This window comes from uncultured Oscillibacter sp., assembly GCF_950073225.1.
Lineage (GTDB): Bacteria > Bacillota > Clostridia > Oscillospirales > Oscillospiraceae > Oscillibacter.
Window position 1 is genome coordinate 1 of sequence record NZ_CATMPS010000047.1, and the last position, 18,297, is coordinate 18,297.

An 18,297-nucleotide genomic window follows, 5' to 3' on the forward strand; every position below is an offset into this window, starting at 1 on the left:
TTTTGTGGTGATTAAATTATACCACATTTCAGGATGGAATTCTTCTTTTATTTTCATTTTTTCACTGAATCCGTCTGCTTTTTTAATCGTCATTATGCCAAATTGAAAAAATACGAAAACTCAAAAAATAATAGGTTCCATAGTGCTTAACAGAAACCGAGTTAAACGACATTTCAAACAGTTTATTCAATTTTCGCAGCAGTGTACCTCCGTATTTGGGACAACCTCTCATATAGGTAATCATTCCTGGAACAACAACGTTTTTCATATCCACTCTGAATCCACCCAAGGTGACATCAATCGTGTTATGCGTATCCATATCAATCGCATGAAATGTTTTTGGGAGACTGTCATTATAAAATTTTTCAGAAAATAATTGCCGAAAGCGCTCAAATCGAAAGTTCTCTTTTCCGCACCAATACTGCATGGAAGTCTGTGTCTCCAACTGTTGGAAAAACATCAACACATCACTTGAAGACGCATAAAAATATATTTCAGGCTCTGGGGGAGAGCATAAAAACGGCACAGTTTTAATTTCTGGAGGAAGTGAATTACACCACATTTCCAATGTTGTAGAGTATCTCTTTTGCCCAGAAAAGGAAAAAGGCTCGTCTCCTAAAAAAACTAAATGCTCCCGTTCATGGAAAACCTCTGGACTGTATAGAATGCCATCAATTTTTTCCCATTCCCCCTGCATTGTCTTTTTAATAATTTGGAAAAGTTCTTTGTTTCTTTTTTCCGCCCTCGGCGGGCAATATAATTCATTCATAATCAGTGCGCGGTCAGGGAGTGCTTTTGTGGCGGTATTGCAAATATGCAGTTGAACTCTCTCGTTGGAATAATAATAACCGTTGGCATTTTGGACAAGATTAAGTGCTGTATCTCGGAAATGTATATCTATCCAATATTCGGAGTCAATGGCGTACCCAAAGCAATCAATTTCATCACAAGAATTGAATACATTTAACGCATCAGGACATGGAACACTAAACCCCCATATATAGCATATATCAATCTTTTGTTCTATGCTCTGAAAAAGAAACTTAATATCTGTTGGTGTTGCAAAAAAATATAATTTCACATCGTTCTCCTCAAATTGCTTGATTTTTGGAAGCAAAACAAGTGTGATTTGTCGGTTAGTTTTCTGACCCAAGTATAGCACATCTCCCCACTGAAAACAATCCCTGTTCTATGTCCGTTCCGACTATCCAGACCGTCAAGGCCGAGTAGCATTTTTTGCTCTGCAAAAAATTTCCACTCTGCCCCCTTGACCGTCTGGATTTTTGCCGTTGCCATTTCGCCGCCGAAAACGGGGAACAGGATTTGACAATCCTGCCCCCCGCTTTCGTCCGCTTCATTTTAACGGCAAAACCGTCTGCACTACTGCGGCGGCTGACGGTAGGTTTTGCGGTGGCTCTGCCCCCGCGCCCCCAGCCTCTCCCAAAGAACAGGATAAGGGCAAATGCGTAACCGGCAGGCGTGGACATTTAGGCTTGCGGCACAGCCCCCAAATCCCCATGAATACGGGCTTCCTGGGGCGCTCCAAGCCCCGGCGCGGGGCGGGGTAAGGGTTTTATACTACCCGCCCCCAAAAACGGCTTTTAACCGTCCACGGGGCTTTTCCCGCCTGATTTTTCCCATCCCTTGAAAAGTTCCTCTTGACAAAAAGCCTAAGGGATTGCTTTCCGGTTTGCGTAGCCATGATAACATCTCCATTTCTCGTTTCTTTGGTGTCTTAAAACCTCCGCCGGGAGGGGGATCACAGGCTGCTGACGGCGGCCTCCAGCTGGTGGAGCGCCCGCTCCAGCACGCTGCGGGGACAGGCGGCGTTCAGGCGCATGAAACCGTTCAGGCTCCGGCCGAAGGCACAGCCGTCGTTCAGGCCCAGCCGGGCCTTTTCGATCATGAAGTCGTGAAGCTCCCGGTTGCTCAGGCCCAGCGCCCGGCAGTCCAGCCACATGAGATAGGTGGCGTCGGGGGCGTAGGTCTTGATCTTGGGAATGTGCCGCTCACAGTAGTTCACCACGAAGTCAAAGTTCTCCGAAAGATAGGGCAGCAGCTGCTCCAGCCACTCCTCCCCCTCCCGGAAGGCCGTCTCCATAGCGGTGACGGAAAAGGCGTTGTTCCGGTGGATGTCCATGTTCATCCAGAAACGGTCAAACGTTTCCTTCATATGCCGGTTGGGGAACACCACGGCGCTGGCCTGGAGGCCCGCCAGGTTGAAGGTCTTGGTGCCGGAGATGCCGGTGACCACGTTGGCGGCAATCTCCGGAGAGAGAGAGGCCGTGGGGATGTGCTTCTTCCCGTGGAAGATGAGGTCGGAGTGGATCTCGTCGCTGACCACCAGGACGTGGTATTTCAGGCACAGCTCCATCATCCGGCGGAGGTCCTCCTCGGGCCAGACGATGCCCACAGGGTTGTGGGGGCTGCACAGCAAAAACAGATCCGCCTGCCGGAGCTTTTCCTCCAGGTCCGCCCAGTCCACGGTCCACCGGCCGTCCCGCTCCACCAGCTGGTTTTCGATGACCCTCCGCCCGGCGAACTCCGCCATGTCGTAGAACTCGCCGTAAACCGGGGTCTGAATCAGGACATTGCCTCCCTGGGGGGTATAGAGCTGAATCATGGCGCTGAGGGTCTGGACCACTCCCAGGCAGAAGCTCATGAGGGACGTGTCCGGGGCCCAGCCGTTCCGGCGGCTCTGCCAGTCCCGGATGGCCTCGAAGTAGCCGGCGGGCCGGGCGGTATAGCCCCAGATCCCTTCCTCCGCCCGCCGCTTAAGGGCGTCAATGATGGGCTGGGCGGTCTTAAAGTCCATGTCCGCAATCCACAGAGGGATCACATCCTCCCTGCCGAACTTCTTGCCCCGCTCGTCGTACTTGGCGGAGAGGTTTTTGCTGCGGTCTATCACCTGGTCAAAATCGTACTGCATCGTCTCGCATCCTTTCTGAAATGATCGCATGCTCGCGGCGTTTGGCAAATTATTAAAGCAGGAACCGTGCCAAACAGCAGGGAGCCCTTGGATTTTCCGCGAATCTCTTGTAAACTTGGAGAGGCGCACAAAAACCCCGGGATAGATTTTTGCAACATGCCAAGTTCTATCCCGGAGTTTTATGCGCCGAATATGGCGCGCCCATCCTGCGGCGGGCGGTTTATTGGTTGAATCAATTTAATTGGTTCAATCTTCTTTATTTTGAACCATTTCCCAGCGTGCCCGTCCCTTGGGTGTCAAGCGGCTGCCGCCCCGGCCCCGGCTGACCCGGACCAGGCCCTGGGCCGCCATGTCCGCCAGAATGTCCCGGACTTCCCGCTGGGAGAGGGGGATGTGGGCCTCCCGGGCCTGTTTCAGCAGGCTTTCCCGGCCCATGGGCGCCCCCGACTCCGAGGCGTCGTAGAGCCGGGAGAGGAGAAAGTGGAAGGCGTCGGAGGGCTCCGCCGCCTCCAAATCCGGGGATGCGCCATGGCGAAGGGCGGCGCTGCCGGAGAGGAACAGCGTGGGCGGCAGGTCCTCCAGGCCAATGTCCTCATGGCCGGTATAAATAAAGTACTCCACCGCGTTGCGCAGCTCCCGGATGTTCCCCGGCCAGGCGTGGCGGCGGAAAAAGTCCTTCACCGGCTCCGTCAGGCGGAAGGAGCCCCCCAGCTCCCGGCGGAAATGCTCCGTCAGCAAAAACATGTCGTCTCCTCGCTCCGTCAGGGGCGGAATGAGGGCGGGCAGGGTGCTGAGGCGGTAGTAGAGGTCCCGGCGGAAGGAGCCCTCCCGGACCTTCCCCTCCAGGGACTCGTTGGTAGCCGCCACGATGCGGACGTCCACATGGATGATCCGGTTGCCCCCCACCCGCATGACCTCCCGCTCCTGGAGGGCCCGGAGGAGCTTGATTTGCAGGGCGGGGCTCATGCCCTCCACCTCATCTAAAAAGAGCGTCCCCCGGTGGGCCAGCTCGAAAAGGCCGGGCCGTCCCCCCTTCTTCGCCCCGGTGAAGGCCCCCTCCTCATAGCCGAACAGCTCGCTCTCCAGCAGGTTTTCCGGGAAAGCCGCCACATTGATGGGAACAAAGGGGCCGTCCGACCGGAGGGACGCCTGATGGACGGCATGGGCAAAGAGCTCCTTCCCGGTGCCCGTCTCGCCGATGAGCAGGACGGGGCTCTCGCTCCGGGCCATGCGGCCCAGGGTCTCCTTGGTTTTGACAATGGCCTCCGACCGGCCCACCACGTCGGCAAAGCCGTATTTCGCGTAGTGGCCCTTGTGGAAAAGCTGGCTGCGCAGTTCGCTCTGCCGGGCCTCCACGTCGTTGAACCGCTGAAGCAGGGCGAAGGCCCCGATGCAGGCGTTCTGCCGGATCACCGGCACCACCTCCACGCTGAGGTTCACCCCGCCCACCTTCACCGCCTTGGCGGGCAGGGTCCGGCGGCCCTGCATGCACTGGACGAAGGGGATGTAGGGAAACACCTCCTCGCACCGCCGTCCCTGGATCAAAGGGGCGCTGACCAGGGTCATCTCCTCGGCGTGGCGGCTGCACGCGAAGATCTCCCCCTTCTCGTTGACGCCCACCACGCCGTCCTCCAGGCTCTCCATTAAAATGTGGAACTGGCTTTCCAGGCGGATGGAGCGGGCAAACATCCGGTCAAAGCTGTAGTTGCTGGTGGCCACCTCCTGGGCGTAGCGCTGAAAGGCGGGCCCTTCCAGCAGGGATTCCAGCCCCAGGCGGAGGGCGATTTCGATCATCATGCCGGAGGTGCACACCCGCTGGCCCAGATCAATGACCGTCTCCATTCCCGGAGGGACATAGCGAAGCTCGTCCGGCGTCACCGCGATGTGAACGTCCGGAACCTCCGGCGCGCCGGGATAAAAGGGAATCCATTGGATGTGGGTGACGCCGAACTGCTCCAGCTGGGCGATGGCCTCCCGGGCCATGGTCTGGGTCATGTTGACGAACAGCACCCGGCTCCCCGCCGGGAGCTCCTTGAGCCTGCGCAGCTCACTCCACCGGAAGGAGACCTCCACCGCCATGGTCTGGCTGTCAATGGGGATGTGCCGCATCAGCTCCTCCGGGGAGCCGTAGGCGTCGGTGGAGGCCACGAACAGATCCGCCCGGTCCAGCACCCCGGCGGCGCTGCCGTCCAGCATGGAGAAGACGGAGATGTCCGCCGCGTCCGCGAACAGCTGGGCGATGTCGGATTTGTAGGATTCCCCCGCCCTGGGGTCCAGAGCGATGACGGAGATTTTCTTTTTGCCCGGCATATTACTCCTCCTTTAACCAATTTCTTGCACCAGTTAATCACAGCCTCCGCCGTTTTGCAAGGAATTTTGGAGAAAAAGCGAAAAAAATATCCGGCACAGGATTTGCTTTTATAATATCACGAAAGAACCGGCACACAAAACTGTTTACAGAGAGGAGCTTTCCCATGATTACAAAGGAAGAACTGCTGACCCTGCTGCGCCAAGAGGTGGTCCCCGCCCTGGGCTGCACGGAGCCGGTCTGCGCGGCCCTGGCCGCAGCGGACGCCTCCCGCGCCGCCGGCGGCGAAATCGTCTCCGTGAAGCTGGAGGTCAATCCCGGCATCTACAAAAACGGCATGAGCGTGGGTATTCCCGGCTTCCCCAAAGTGGGGCTGCGGTACGCCGCCGCCCTGGGGGCCGGCCTGCGCAACCCGGAAAAGGGCCTGCGGCTTCTGGAGGACCTTACCGGCGCGGTTTCCGGCCAGGCCATCGCGCTGGTGGAGGAGCGCCGCGTTGCGGTGTCCATCCGGCACGAGGAGGCCCAGCTCTACGCCCGGGCGGAGGTGGTTACCTCCAACGGAACCGGCGTCAGCGTCATCCGGGGCACGCATTCCAACATCGTACTCACCCAGAAAAACGGTGAGGTCCTGTTTGAAAAGCCCTGGTCCGCCGGGACGGGGGACGCGCTTCACGACGGGCTGAAAGCCATGACGGTGGCGGAGATTCGGGCCCTGGTGGAGCAGTGCTCCGAAGAGGAGCTGTCCTTTATGCTGGAAGGCGTGGACATGAACGAGCGCCTGGCGGATTTCGGGCTGGAAAACGACCCGGGCATCGGAATCGCCGGGGCGCTGAAACGGCAGCTGGCCTCCGGCGCCATGGGAGACAACCTCTTCAGCCGCACGATGGCCCGGGTGGCCGCCAGCGCCGAGGGGCGCATGAGCGGGTGCCCCTACGCCGTCATGAGCAGCGCGGGCAGCGGGAACCACGGCCTGACCGCCGTCATCCCCGTGGCGGAAATGGCCCGGCACCTGGGGGCCTCCAACGAGCATCTGGCAAAGGCCCTGGCCTTCGCCCACGCACTGAACGTCTACATTAAACTTTTCACCGGGAAGCTGTCCGCCACCTGCGGCTGCGGCGTCTCCGCCGCTACCGCCGCCTCCGCCGCCATGGTCTGGCTGATGGGCGGAGGCGATGAGCAAATCGGCGGGACGATTATCAACATGAGCGGGGACCTCACCGGCATGGTCTGCGACGGCGGAAAAACCGGCTGCGCCTTGAAGCTGGCCACGGCGGCCAATGCCGCGCTGATGTGCGCGTACCTGGCCATGGACGGCGTCGTCCTCCGGTCCACCGACGGCATCTGCGGCGCCACGCCGGAGGAGGCCATCCGCAGCATGGGCCGGGTCAGCGCGCCGGGGATGCTGGAGACGGACCGGACCATCCTGGAAATCATGATGGAAAAGGAACGCTGAAAAGCCCCCTTCAAACGACCCGCACAAGATTGGTGCAGCCGTTGAGATAGGCGTCCGCCTCCGCGGCCGCCGTGCGCCCCTCGGCGATGGCCCACACCACCAGGGACTGCCCCCGGCGCATATCCCCCGCCGCGAAGACCTTCTCCACATTGGTGGCAAAGCCGCCTTCCTCCGTGTGGACCGTCCGGCCGTAATCCACGCCGAAGGCCTCGCACACGCCGCCCTCGCACCCGGCAAAGCCGGTGGCGGCAATCAGCAGCCCGCAGGGCAGCGTATCCCCGTCCGTGGTCGTCACGGCCTTCAGCACGCCGTCCTCCGCCGTCAGCCCTTTTATCTGAACGCCAAACCGCCGGGGGTCCGCCCCGAACACGGAAACGGCCTCCTGATGGGCGTAGTCCTGGGGGAGGACGCCGTTTTTCAGGTAGTCCGCCTCAGGGCGGCGCACCAGCTGGACCACGGACCGGCACCCCTGCCGCAGGGCCGTCGCCACGCAGTCTCCGGCGGTGTCGCCGGTGCCCACGATGACCACGTCCCGGCCCTCCGCCGAGAGGGCGGCGGGGGCCGCCTTGCCGAACTGCCGGCTCTCCACGGCGGCTTTCAAAAACTCCGTTCCGTAGCAAACGCCGGAAACGCCCTCCGTTTCCAGGCCCAGGGACCGGGGGCGCTCCGCGCCGCAGCAGAGAATCACCGCGTCATAGTCCCCCAGCAGCCGCCGGGCTACCGCCGGGTCCGACGCGTCCACGCCGTTGACAAAGCTGACGCCCTCGTCCGTCATCAGATCCACCCGCCGCTGAACGATGTCCTTGGGCAGCTTCATATTCGGGATGCCGTAGGTCAAAAGTCCGCCGCAGCGCTCCTCCCGCTCCACCACCGTGACGGAATGACCCCGGTGGTTCAGCTGGTCCGCCGCTGCCAGGCCCGCCGGGCCGGAACCCACCACGCAGACCTTCTTTCCGGACCACTGGGGCGGGCGGCGGCGCTTGACCGCCTGGGCGGCAAAGGCGTCCTCAATGACGCTGAGCTCGTTGTCCCGGATGGTGACGGAATCGCCGTACATCCCGCAGATACAGGCCCTCTCGCAGGGAGCGGGACAGACCCGCCCGGTGAACTCCGGGAAATTGTTGGTCTTCAGCAGACGGCTCAGGGCGTGGAAGGGGTTCTCCGCCCAAATCATGTCGTTCCACTCGGGAATCAGGTTGTGAAGGGGACAGCCGAAGGTCCCTCCTTCCCACTCCATCCCCGCCTGGCAGTAGGGCACGCCGCAGTTCATGCACCGGCCCCCCTGCTCCCGCCGGACCGCGGGCCGCAGGGGGATGCGGAAGGGCTCCCAGTCCCGGACCCGTTCCTCCGGCGGGCGGCTGGAGGCCTCCTGCCGGTTATACTCCAAAAATCCAGTTGTTTTTCCCATATCGGTGGACCTCCTTAACCCCGTGTCACAGAATAGAACGCCTCAATCTCCGCCTGCTCCCGGGCCATGCCCCGCTCCTCGCACTGGGCCATGGCCCGGAGCATCCGGTCGTAATCCCTGGGCATAACCTTTTTGAAGCAGGGGACATAGGACTGGAAGGCCGCCAGGATCTGTTTCCCCCGGGGGGACCCGGTGGCGGCCACATGCTCCTCGATGAGGGACCGGAGCTCCGCTATGTCGTGCTGCTCCGTCACTTCCCCGGCCTGGACCTGCTCCTTGTTGAGCCGGAGATACAAGTCGTGCTTCTCATCCAGGACGTAGGCGACGCCCCCGCTCATGCCCGCCGCGAAATTCTTTCCCGTGGGCCCCAGGATGACCACCCGGCCCCCGGTCATATACTCGCAGCCGTGGTCTCCCACGCCCTCCACCACGGCGGACGCGCCGGAGTTGCGCACGCAGAACCGCTCCCCCGCCATTCCGTTGATGAAGGCCTTGCCGCCGGTGGCCCCGTAAAGGGCCACGTTTCCCGCGATGATATTCTCTTCGGGCTTGAACGCGCCGTCTGCCGGCGGATAGAGAATCAGCTTCCCGCCGGAAAGCCCCTTCCCCAGCCCATCGTTGCAATCGCCCTCCAGCTTCAGCGTCAGCCCGCTGGGGATGAACGCCCCGAACGACTGCCCGCCTCCTCCGCGGCATGTGACGACATAGCTGTCCTCCGGCAGGGCGTTTCCGCGGGTCCGGGTAATCTCGGAGCCAAACAGGGTGCCGAAGGCCCGGTCCGTAGAGGAGACCCGCACGTCCAGCCGTCCCGTCTTTTTCGTTTTCAGCGTTCCGCCCAGCTTCTTCAAAAGGACGCTCATGTCCGCCGTCCGCTCCAAATGGAAATCATAGGCGGCGGCAGGGTCGAAGTGGGGCGCTTTCTCTCCATAGGGATTTTGCAGCAGCCCGCTCAGATCCAGGGTTTCCGCCCGGCGGGTCACCAGCTTCTCCCGGACCCGGAGGAGGTCGCAGCGGCCCACCAGCTCGTCCACCGTGCGGATGCCCAGGCGCGCCATGTACTCCCGCAGCTCCCGGGCCACGAAGGTCATGAAATTCACCACGTATTCCGGCTTTCCGGAAAAGCGCCTGCGGAGCTCCGGGTCCTGGGTGGCGATGCCCGCCGGGCAGGTGTCCAGGCTGCACGCCCGCATCATGCAGCAGCCCAGGGTCACCAGAGGCGCGGTGGCGAAGCCGAACTCCTCCGCCCCCAGCATACAGGCCACGGCCACATCCCGGCCCGTCATCAGCTTGCCGTCGGCCTCGATGGCCACCTGATTCCTCAGGCCGTTCTGGATGAGGGTCTGGTGGGCCTCCGCCACACCCAGCTCCCAGGGCAGCCCCGCCCCGTGGATGGAGCTCCGGGGGGCCGCGCCGGTGCCGCCGTCGTGTCCGGAGATGAGGACCACCTGGGCCCCGGCCTTGGCGACGCCCGCGGCGATGGTGCCCACTCCCGCCTCGCTGACCAGCTTGACGCTGATCCGGGCCCGGCGGTTGGCGTTTTTCAGGTCGTAGATCAGCTGGGCCAGGTCCTCGATGGAATAGATGTCATGGTGGGGAGGCGGAGAAATCAGCGTCACGCCGGGTGTGGAGCACCGGGTCCTGGCAATCCAGGGATAGACCTTCTTCCCCGGCAGATGTCCGCCCTCGCCGGGCTTGGCCCCCTGGGCCATTTTGATTTGAATTTCGTCGGCGCTGGCCAGGTACTCGCTGGTGACGCCGAAACGGCCGGAGGCCACCTGCTTGATGGCGGACCGGCGCTCGCCGTTCAGCCGTTCCCGGGCCTCGCCCCCCTCGCCGGAGTTGGACTTTCCCCCGATGCGGTTCATGGCGGCGGCTATGCACTCGTGGGCCTCCTGGGAGATGGAGCCGTAGCTCATGGCCCCGGTCTTAAAGCGCCGGAAAATGCGCTCCACCGGCTCCACCTCGTCGATGGGGATTCCCCCGTCCGCCGGGAAGCGGAAGTCCAGCAGGCCCCGCAGCGTATGGGGCTTCTCCGCGAAGTCCACCAGGGCGGAGTACTCCTTGAAGACCTCATAGTCTCCCTCCCGGGCCGCCTTTTGCAGCAAAAGGATCGTGCGGGGGCTGTACATGTGGTCCTCTTTGTCCGGGCCGGAGCGGAGCTTGTGGCCGCCTATGGAATCCAGCGTGGGGTCGAAGCCCAGCCCCAGGGGGTCGAAGGCTTGATTATGGTTCCACTCCACGCCCTCGCCGATTTCCCGCAGCCCCACGCCGCCCACGCGGCTGATGGTGTTGGTGAAGTACTTGTCCACCACCTCTTTGCAGATGCCCACGCACTCAAATATCTGGGCCGACTGATAGGACTGGATGGTGGAGATCCCCATTTTCGAGGCGATTTTCACAATGCCGTGGAGGATGGCGCCGTTGTAGTCGCTTACCGCCGCGCCGGGGTCCTTGTCCAGCATCCCCAGGGCCACCAGCTCCTCCACGCACTCCTGGGCGAGATAGGGGTTGATGGCCTGGGCGCCGTAGCCCAGCAGCGCGGCAAAGTGGTGCACGTCCCGGGGCTCGGCGCTCTCCAGCACCATGGACACGGCGGTCCGCTTCTTCGTGCGGACCAGGTGCTGCTCCAAGGTGCTCACCGCCAGCAGGGACGGAATGGCCACATGGTTCTCGTCCACTCCCCGGTCGGAGAGGATGACGATGTTGGCCCCTTTTTTGTAGGCCCGGTCCACGTTCACCACCAGCCGGTCCAGGGCGTTGGCCAGGGGAGAACCCTTGTAATAAAGCAGGGACACCGTCTCCACGCGGAAGCCGGGGCGGTTCATGTGGCGAATCTTCATCAAATCCACAGAGGTCAGGATGGGGTTTTGAATCTGAAGCACCGTGCAGTTGGAGGCCTTCTCTTCCAGCAGATTCCCGCTGGGGCCCACGTAGACCGTGGTGTCGGTGACAATCTCCTCCCGGATGGCGTCGATGGGGGGATTGGTCACCTGGGCGAAGAGCTGCTTGAAGTAGTTGAACAGGGGCTGGTGCCGCTCGCTGAGCACCGCCAGCGGCGTGTCCACCCCCATGGCGCTGGTGGGCTCCACGCCGTCCCGGGCCATGGGGAGAATGGCGTCCTTGATCTCCTCATAGGTGTAGCCGAAGGCCTTATACAGCCGGTCCCGCAGCTCCTGGGGGTGAGTCTCCACCCGCTTGTTGGGGATGGGCAAATCCCGGAGGTGGACCAGGTTGGCGTCCAGCCACTCGCCGTAGGGCCGGCGGGCGGCATAGCGGGCCTTCAGTTCTCCGTCGTCCACCAGGCGCCCCTCCCGGAGGTCCGCCAGCAGCATCCGCCCCGGCTGGAGGCGGGATTTTTTTACAATGGTTTCCGGAGCGACGTCCAGCACCCCCACCTCGGAGGAAAGGATGAGCTTGCCGCCGCCGGTGAGATACCACCGGCAGGGCCGCAGGCCGTTCCGGTCCAGCACGGCGCCCACCGTGTCCCCGTCGGAAAAGACGATGGCGGCGGGGCCGTCCCAAGGCTCCATCATGGTGGCGTAATAATGGTAAAAGTCCCGCTTCTCCCGGTCCATTCGCCGGTCCTGGGCCCAGGGCTCCGGGATGCACAGCATCACCGCCTGGGGCAGCTCCATGCCGTTCATCATCAGGAATTCCAAGGTGTTGTCCAGCATGGAGGAATCGGAACCGCTCTGGTCCACCACCGGCAGGATTTTGTCCATATCCTCGTCCATGACAGGAGAGAAAATGGTTTCCTCCCGGGCCAGCATCCGGTCCGCGTTTCCCCGAATGGTGTTGATTTCCCCGTTGTGGAGAATGTAGCGGTTGGGGTGGGCCCGTTCCCAGGAGGGAGTGGTGTTGGTGGAAAACCGGGAATGGACCAGGGCAACGGCGCTCTCGCAGTCCGGGTCCGTCAAATCGGCGTAGAACTGCCGGAGCTGGCCCACCAGGAACATGCCCTTATAGACGATGGTCCGGCTGGAAAAGGAGGGGATATAGGTATTGACGTTGGACTGCTCGAAAACCCGGCGGGCCACGTACAGCTTCCGGTCAAAATCCAGCCCCCGGGGGCAATCCGCCGGGCGCCTCACAAAGCACTGGCTGATATGGGGCATGCAGGACCGGGCCCGCTCTCCCAGCGCCTCGGGCCGGACGGGCACGTCCCGCCAGCCCAGGAACTCCATGCCCTCCTTGGCCACGATGATCTCCAGCATCTTCTTTGCCTGGGCCCGCTTCAGGCGGTCCATGGGGAAAAAGAACATCCCCACGCCGTAATCCCGCTCACCCCCCAGGGCGATTCCAAGGTCCCCGGCGGCTTTTACCATCAGCTTGTGGGGCACCTGGAGCAGCAGGCCCACGCCGTCGCCGGTCTCTCCGGCGGCGTCCTTTCCGGCGCGGTGCTCCAGCTTTTCTACGATTTTCAGCGCGCTGTCCACCGTCTCGTGGGACTTCCGTCCCTTGATGTCCACGACCGCGCCGATGCCGCAGGCGTCGTGCTCAAAACGGGGGCTGTATAATGGCGAGGCAAATGACATAAAAAACACTCCGTTCGTGCTTGAATGAAAAAAGAGCGGCAGGACCCCGCTGGGAGGCCCTACAGCGCTCTCATGGCCCTCATTATACGAGCGAAAAGAAAGGCTTGTCAACGTTTTCGCCGGGAAAAACCGCCCGGTTCCCCCGATTTCAGTAACTGCGCCAAAACAGCGGTTTCCCCGGAGGCGCTCTTTGTGCATTTCTGTACAGCGGACAAATGTATTTTATGTGCGCACAGCGGGGCGTGAGAGCCGCGCCGGCCGCAGAAAGAAACGCCCGGCCGGTCCAAACCCAGCCAGGCGTTTTTCCTTCAGGGCCGCCCCGGGAAGGCGGGCCCTATTCGTCCAGATCTATGGAGATGTGCTCCGTCCCATGCTCGTCGAACTCGTCCAGGTAGGTGTCGATTCGCTCCATCAAAGCCCCGTAGTTCTCCCGGGTCAAGGGTTCGCCGTCCAGGTCCCGCAGGGCCAGCTCCTCGGCGAGAATCTCATAGAAGACCACGTCCTCATAATTTTCAATGGCCTCGTGGATGCCGCCGCCCGCAAAGGCCCGGGAGGGAATCAGCTCTCCCTGGTACAGCTCCACCAGCTTTCCCATGCCGTGGCGGAGGCAGTGGGAAAAAATCTGGCTTTCCACCTGGTCGTACTCTTTGATGCGGTCGTCCTCCCGGGTGGAATTGAGGACCCAATTGCCTATGTAGACCAGGTCCAGCAGATAGCGGTATTGCCGTTCCGTCAACTCAATTTTCATGAACAGGCCCCTCCTAACAGCGCCGGCGGCAGTTGATTTCAGCATACGGCATGATTATAACAGACTCTTAAGAAAAATTCCATATAAAAAAGAGGGCAGAAAGACTAAAATCTGTCTTGCGGCAACGGGCGTCTCATAGTATAATACATAACTCAGAGCGACTTGCGGCGGGGGGCGTTCCGTCCCCCCCCGGCGAGAGGAGGAAAAACAATGGATACACGGCCCATCGGCGTGTTCGACTCCGGCCTGGGGGGCCTGACGGCGGTGCGGGCCCTGCGGCGCATCCTCCCCGGGGAGGACCTGGTCTACTTCGGCGACACCGCCCGGGTGCCCTACGGAGGCCGGTCCCGGGAGACCTTGCTGAAATACGCCCGGCAGGACCTGCGTTTTCTCCGGTCCTTTGACCTCAAGGCGGTACTCATCGCCTGCGGCACCATCTCCACCACCTCCCTGGACGTGCTCCAGGCGGAGAACGAGCTGCCCATTGTCGGCGTGGTGGAGCCCACCTGCCGCCGCTGCCTGGCTATGACCAAAAACCGCCGGGTGGGCATGATTGCCACCCTGGCCTCCGTCCGCTCCGGGGCCTATGAGGCGGCGCTGCGGCGGCTGGACCCGGATGTGGAGGTCTTCTGCCAGCCCTGCCCGCTGTTCGTGCCCCTGGTGGAAAACGGCCGCTTCCAAACCGGGGACGTGGTCATCGAGACCGTGGCCCGGGAGTACTTAGCCCCCCTGCTGGAGTGGGGGATGGACGCCTTGATTCTGGGCTGCACCCACTACCCGCTGCTGGAGGAGATCCTCTCCGCCATCTGCGGCCCGGGGGTGGCCCTGATCTCCGCCGGGGAGGAGTCCGCCTTCGAGCTCAAGCGCCTTCTCACCGCCCGGGGGCTCCGGGCCCCGTCGGAAAGCCGGGGCGGAGCGGAGTTCTACGTCAGCGACCGCTCGGAGGATTTCGAGGGCGCGGCCTCCCTGTTTTTGCAGGAGGACATCCATCACATGGCACGGAGGATCGACATTGACCAATATTGATATGATTGACCGGAATCAAGCGGGGCTTCCCGTCCTGCTGACCATCCGGTCCGAGCAGCACTTCGAGGACATGGAGCCCGACAGCATCGAGCTTGTGACCGAGGGCTCCCTGACCCCCACCGGAGAGGGGGGGCTGATCCTCTCCTATCAGGAGAGCGAGCTCACCGGGCTGGAGGGCACCACCACCAGCTTCGAGGTCCGGGGCCCCCAGGTGATTCTCAGCCGGACTGGCAGCGTGAACTCCCAGATGGTTTTTGAGGAGGGAAAGCAGCACACCTCCCTGTACGAAACTCCCTTCGGCGAGCTGGCCATCGATATCCAGACCAGCCGCCTGCGCCACAGCCTGACGGAGCGGGGCGGACTGCTGGACCTGTGGTACTCCATCTCGGTGGACCACTCCGCCACCGGGCGCAACGCCTTTAAAATTCGCGTGAGAAGAAAGCATGAGGCCCGGGAAAACGGGCAATCCTGATACAAAAGACGCCGGAAAGAAAGAGGGTTTATCAATGACGAACATGGTACAAAACGCCAAGGACCAGGCCGCGGCCCTGGCCATGGCCGCCTACCGCGCCGCCGCCGGGGACGGGTCCCTGCCCCAGGCGGAGGTCCCCGCCGCCCCGGTGGAGGTCCCCCGGGACGCCGCCAACGGAGACTTTACCACGACCTTCGCCCTGGCGGCCTCCAAGGCCCTGCGCCAGCCCCCCCGGGCCATCGCGCAGGCCCTGCTGGACCACATGGATTTGGAGAGGAGCTATTTCGCCTCCGCCGAAATCGCCGGGCCGGGCTTTTTGAACTTCCGGCTGGGCGGGAAGTGGTACGAGGAGGTCTGCGCCGCCGTGGAGCGCGAGGGGGCGGACTACGGCCGCTCCGACAGCCTCAAGGGCCAAAAAATCATGGTGGAGTTCGTCTCCGCCAACCCCACCGGCCCCATGCACATGGGCAACGCCCGGGGCGGCGTGCTGGGGGACACCCTGGCCTCCGTGCTCTCCGCCTGCGGGGCGGAGGTCAGCCGGGAGTTCTACGTCAACGACGCGGGGCACCAGATCGACAAGTTCGCCCGGTCCATTTATGCCCGCTGCATGCAGCAGACCTTTGGGGAGGACAGCTATGCCTTCCCGGAGGACGGCTACCAGGGCGACGACATCCGGGAGCTGGCCAAGGGCTTCCTGGCCAAAATGGAGGACTTCCCCGGCGCCACCCGGGAGGAGTTCTGGATGGCCGACATGGCGGAGTACGGCCTGAGCGTCAACCTGCCCAAGATGAAGGAGGACCTCCGGCGCTATAAAATTGAATACGACACCTGGTTTTACGAATCCAACCTCCACAACAGCGGCGCGGTGGCGGAGACGGCGGAGCTTTTGACCAAGGCCGGGTGGACCTATGAGAAGGACGGGGCCCTGTGGCTGAAAACCGCCCAGATCATGCGGGAAAACCTCCTCAAGGCCGGGAAGAAGGAAAAGGACATCGAGAAGCTGGACCTGAAGGACGATGTGCTCCGCCGGGCCAACGGCTTCTACACCTACTTCGCCGCCGACATCGCCTATCACCGCAACAAGTTCGAGACCCGGGGCTTCGACAGGGTGATCAACATCTGGGGCGCGGACCACCACGGCCATGTGGCCCGGCTGAAGGGAGCCCTGGACGCCCTGGGCCTGGACGGCAGCGGGAAGCTGGACATCGTGCTGATGCAGCTGGTGAAGCTCCTCCGGGACGGGGAGCTGGTGAAGATGAGCAAGCGCACCGGCAAGGCCATCTCCCTCTCGGACCTGCTGGACGAGGTGCCGGTGGACGCCGCCCGGTGGTTCTTCAACGCCAAGCCGGACACGCAGATGGACTTTGACCTGGGCCTTGCCGTCCGGGAGGACTCGGAGAACCCCATCTACTACGTGGAATACGCCCACGCCCGCATCTGCTCCCTGGCCCAAAAGCTGGCGGGAGAAGGCCTGGCGGTTCCCGCTCCCGGCGAGGCGGATTTGAGCCTTCTGACGGCGGAGGCGGAGGAGATCCTCATCAAGCAGCTGGCCGCCTGGCCGGATACCATCCGGGCCGCGGCGAAGAACTACGACCCCTCCCATGTGAACCGCTACCTGATGGAGCTGGCGGGCTGCTTCCACCGCTTCTACACCGCCTGCCACATCCGGGAGGAGGCTCCCGCCCTGGCGCGTGCCCGGCTGCGGCTGGCGGACGACACGCGGATCGTGCTGAAAAACGGACTGGCCCTCATCGGCGTGGACGCGCCGGAGCATATGTAAAGAGCTGGGGCCGCGCCTTTCAGGCGCGGCCCGGTTTCTGGCGGGCCTGGCCAGAAGTCAAGAATAATTTGCAGTAAATTAGAATAATCAGCAAGCTGGCAGATGTCAAGAATTTTTTTGACACCCTGGGAAAAGGATGTCACACAAGAAATGTGCTCGAGGAGCAGCTGCGGGCTGGGGAATGTGTTACAGACTGCACGGCGGGGACGAGAGAATGAGGAGCCCCGGCCATGGGCCGGGGCGGTCGCACAATAACAATTGGCCGTCAAGGGCCGCAAAAATTTTTCCAGGTTCCGAAGAGCCTGGAAAATTTTTTGCTTTCCGCTCCGCTCCAACCCTTGACAACCAACAGTGATTGTGCCCACGGTAGGCAACCGAAATCGCCGAGGCCGATTTCGGCAGGCCGACACGTTTTTATTTTGGAGCCGGGGTACGTCCCGGAGGAAGGAGCAGGACATGACACAGATGTGTAATTTGTTTAAGGATACACACTGACAGCCTGCGCTTGCAGATACTCATGCTATGTCAACATATAAACCGGCAGGGAGGGAACTACTACACTATCCTCGCCGCCTGGTTGATTTGTTTCCATTGTTGTGCTATACTTGGCATGGATGCAGAACGACAAATCAGGATTTATGATTATGGAGGTCGCCATGAGACTGTTGTTCGAAATGGACAAAAAGGACTACGACAAATGCACCCATTCGTTTGTCCGCAACTCTGCCAGAAGTATCATGATTAAAAGTAAAAGAATCGCAATGGTTCATAGTATTAAGTACGACTATTACAAATTTCCGGGTGGCGGAATCGAGGACAGCGAAAACCCTGTGGATGCGATGATCCGGGAAACTCGTGAGGAATCGGGTTTAGTCGTCCTGCCGGATACCGTCAAAGAATACGGATATGTGCATCGAATTCAAAGAAGCGACCAGGACGAAACGGAGTGTTTTATTCAGGATAACTATTACTATCTTTGTGAAAGTGCAGATGAAGCCGTTTCCCAAGAGCTTGACGGCTATGAAGCGGAAGAAGCCTATGTATTAGAGTATGTTGATCCAGATATTGCGATCAGGAAAAACCGTCATGTGACACAGAGTCCGTATAATCCGATGATGTTTGAACGCGAGGCCCGTGTTCTTGAATTGCTGATCGCAGAAGGGCTATTCGATCGATAACTTCCAGTTTATCGGAGCGATGAAAATCCTTGACGGCGCACTTCTATACATGGTCTGTGACCATATATTGTGCGCTCTGTGAGGCCCGGCCCTGACTTACGAAAGCCAGGGCCGTTTGCATCGTTGCGCTCCGAACAAGGGGCCTTGCCCCTTGCGCCGCTTCGCGGCTATCCCCCCTGCGGGAAACTGAATATACCTCCCTGACCGTTTTGCCCCTGCGGGTAAGGCGGTTTCTATTATCGCTTCTTCCTATCTACGAGCCGTTCTGCCGCATTTCCGAGAGCGTGGAAATATCCGATTTTCGGGCTGGATTTCCTACCTCTTGGATATTCGGGGATAAGGTAGAATAAGTTTCGCAAAAAGAAAAAGAGACATAGTTTGCAGAGCTCTGGTAGAATGAAGTTGCGACACACCATTCTGAAAGGAGACTGCAAACTATGTCCGAGAAGATTGTACAGCT

The 18,297-nt window shown here is 61.1% G+C and carries 11 protein-coding genes; 5 read left to right on the forward strand and 6 right to left on the reverse strand.

Annotated features, from left to right (window positions below):
* Positions 1–82: 82 nt before the first annotated feature.
* The 3 genes from Q1M04_RS14930 to Q1M04_RS14940 all read right to left on the reverse strand — a co-directional run bounded on the left by Q1M04_RS14930 (position 83) and on the right by Q1M04_RS14940 (position 5,239).
* Positions 83–1,153, reverse strand: coding sequence for a hypothetical protein (locus Q1M04_RS14930; protein ID WP_297999588.1), 1,071 nt, complete (start codon positions 1,151–1,153; stop codon positions 83–85).
* Between the two features lie 606 nt (positions 1,154–1,759).
* Complete coding sequence (locus Q1M04_RS14935; protein ID WP_295755787.1) at positions 1,760–2,929, reverse strand: MalY/PatB family protein; 1,170 nt, start codon at positions 2,927–2,929, stop codon at positions 1,760–1,762.
* 246 nt (positions 2,930–3,175) lie between these two features.
* Positions 3,176–5,239 carry a sigma 54-interacting transcriptional regulator gene (locus tag Q1M04_RS14940; protein ID WP_297999591.1) on the reverse strand — a complete coding sequence of 688 codons (2,064 nt, stop codon included), beginning with the start codon at positions 5,237–5,239 and terminating at the stop codon, positions 3,176–3,178.
* Positions 5,240–5,403: 164 nt separating this feature from the next.
* Between Q1M04_RS14940 and Q1M04_RS14945 the strand changes: the two genes are divergently transcribed.
* Positions 5,404–6,690, forward strand: a complete 1,287-nt coding sequence (locus Q1M04_RS14945; protein ID WP_297999594.1) for a serine dehydratase subunit alpha family protein — start codon at positions 5,404–5,406, stop codon at positions 6,688–6,690.
* Between the two features lie 10 nt (positions 6,691–6,700).
* On the opposite strand, the gene Q1M04_RS14950 is transcribed toward Q1M04_RS14945, so the two are convergent.
* From Q1M04_RS14950 to Q1M04_RS14960, 3 genes are all read right to left on the reverse strand, one after another.
* Positions 6,701–8,098: a glutamate synthase subunit beta gene (locus Q1M04_RS14950; protein ID WP_297999597.1), complete on the reverse strand. Its 1,398-nt coding sequence runs from the start codon at positions 8,096–8,098 to the stop codon at positions 6,701–6,703.
* 14 nt (positions 8,099–8,112) lie between these two features.
* On the reverse strand, positions 8,113–12,633 hold the full coding sequence (gltB, locus tag Q1M04_RS14955) for a glutamate synthase large subunit (protein WP_297999599.1): 4,521 nt from the start codon (positions 12,631–12,633) through the stop codon (positions 8,113–8,115).
* A 334-nt stretch (positions 12,634–12,967) separates the two neighbouring features.
* Positions 12,968–13,381 carry a hypothetical protein gene (locus tag Q1M04_RS14960; protein ID WP_293278307.1) on the reverse strand — a complete coding sequence of 138 codons (414 nt, stop codon included), beginning with the start codon at positions 13,379–13,381 and terminating at the stop codon, positions 12,968–12,970.
* 210 nt (positions 13,382–13,591) lie between these two features.
* Between Q1M04_RS14960 and murI the strand changes: the two genes are divergently transcribed.
* From murI to Q1M04_RS14980, 4 genes are all read left to right on the forward strand, one after another.
* Positions 13,592–14,407, forward strand: coding sequence for a glutamate racemase (gene murI / locus Q1M04_RS14965; protein ID WP_297294375.1), 816 nt, complete (start codon positions 13,592–13,594; stop codon positions 14,405–14,407).
* Positions 14,394–14,879 (forward strand): DUF1934 domain-containing protein, encoded by a 486-nt coding sequence (locus tag Q1M04_RS14970; RefSeq protein ID WP_297999603.1) that lies wholly within the window; start codon positions 14,394–14,396, stop codon positions 14,877–14,879. The genes murI and Q1M04_RS14970 overlap by 14 nt, the downstream gene beginning before the upstream one ends.
* Before the next feature lie 34 nt (positions 14,880–14,913).
* On the forward strand, positions 14,914–16,659 hold the full coding sequence (gene argS, locus Q1M04_RS14975) for an arginine--tRNA ligase (protein WP_297999606.1): 1,746 nt from the start codon (positions 14,914–14,916) through the stop codon (positions 16,657–16,659).
* Positions 16,660–17,303: 644 nt separating this feature from the next.
* Positions 17,304–17,837 carry an NUDIX hydrolase gene (locus Q1M04_RS14980; protein WP_297999608.1) on the forward strand — a complete coding sequence of 178 codons (534 nt, stop codon included), beginning with the start codon at positions 17,304–17,306 and terminating at the stop codon, positions 17,835–17,837.
* Positions 17,838–18,297 lie beyond the last annotated feature (460 nt).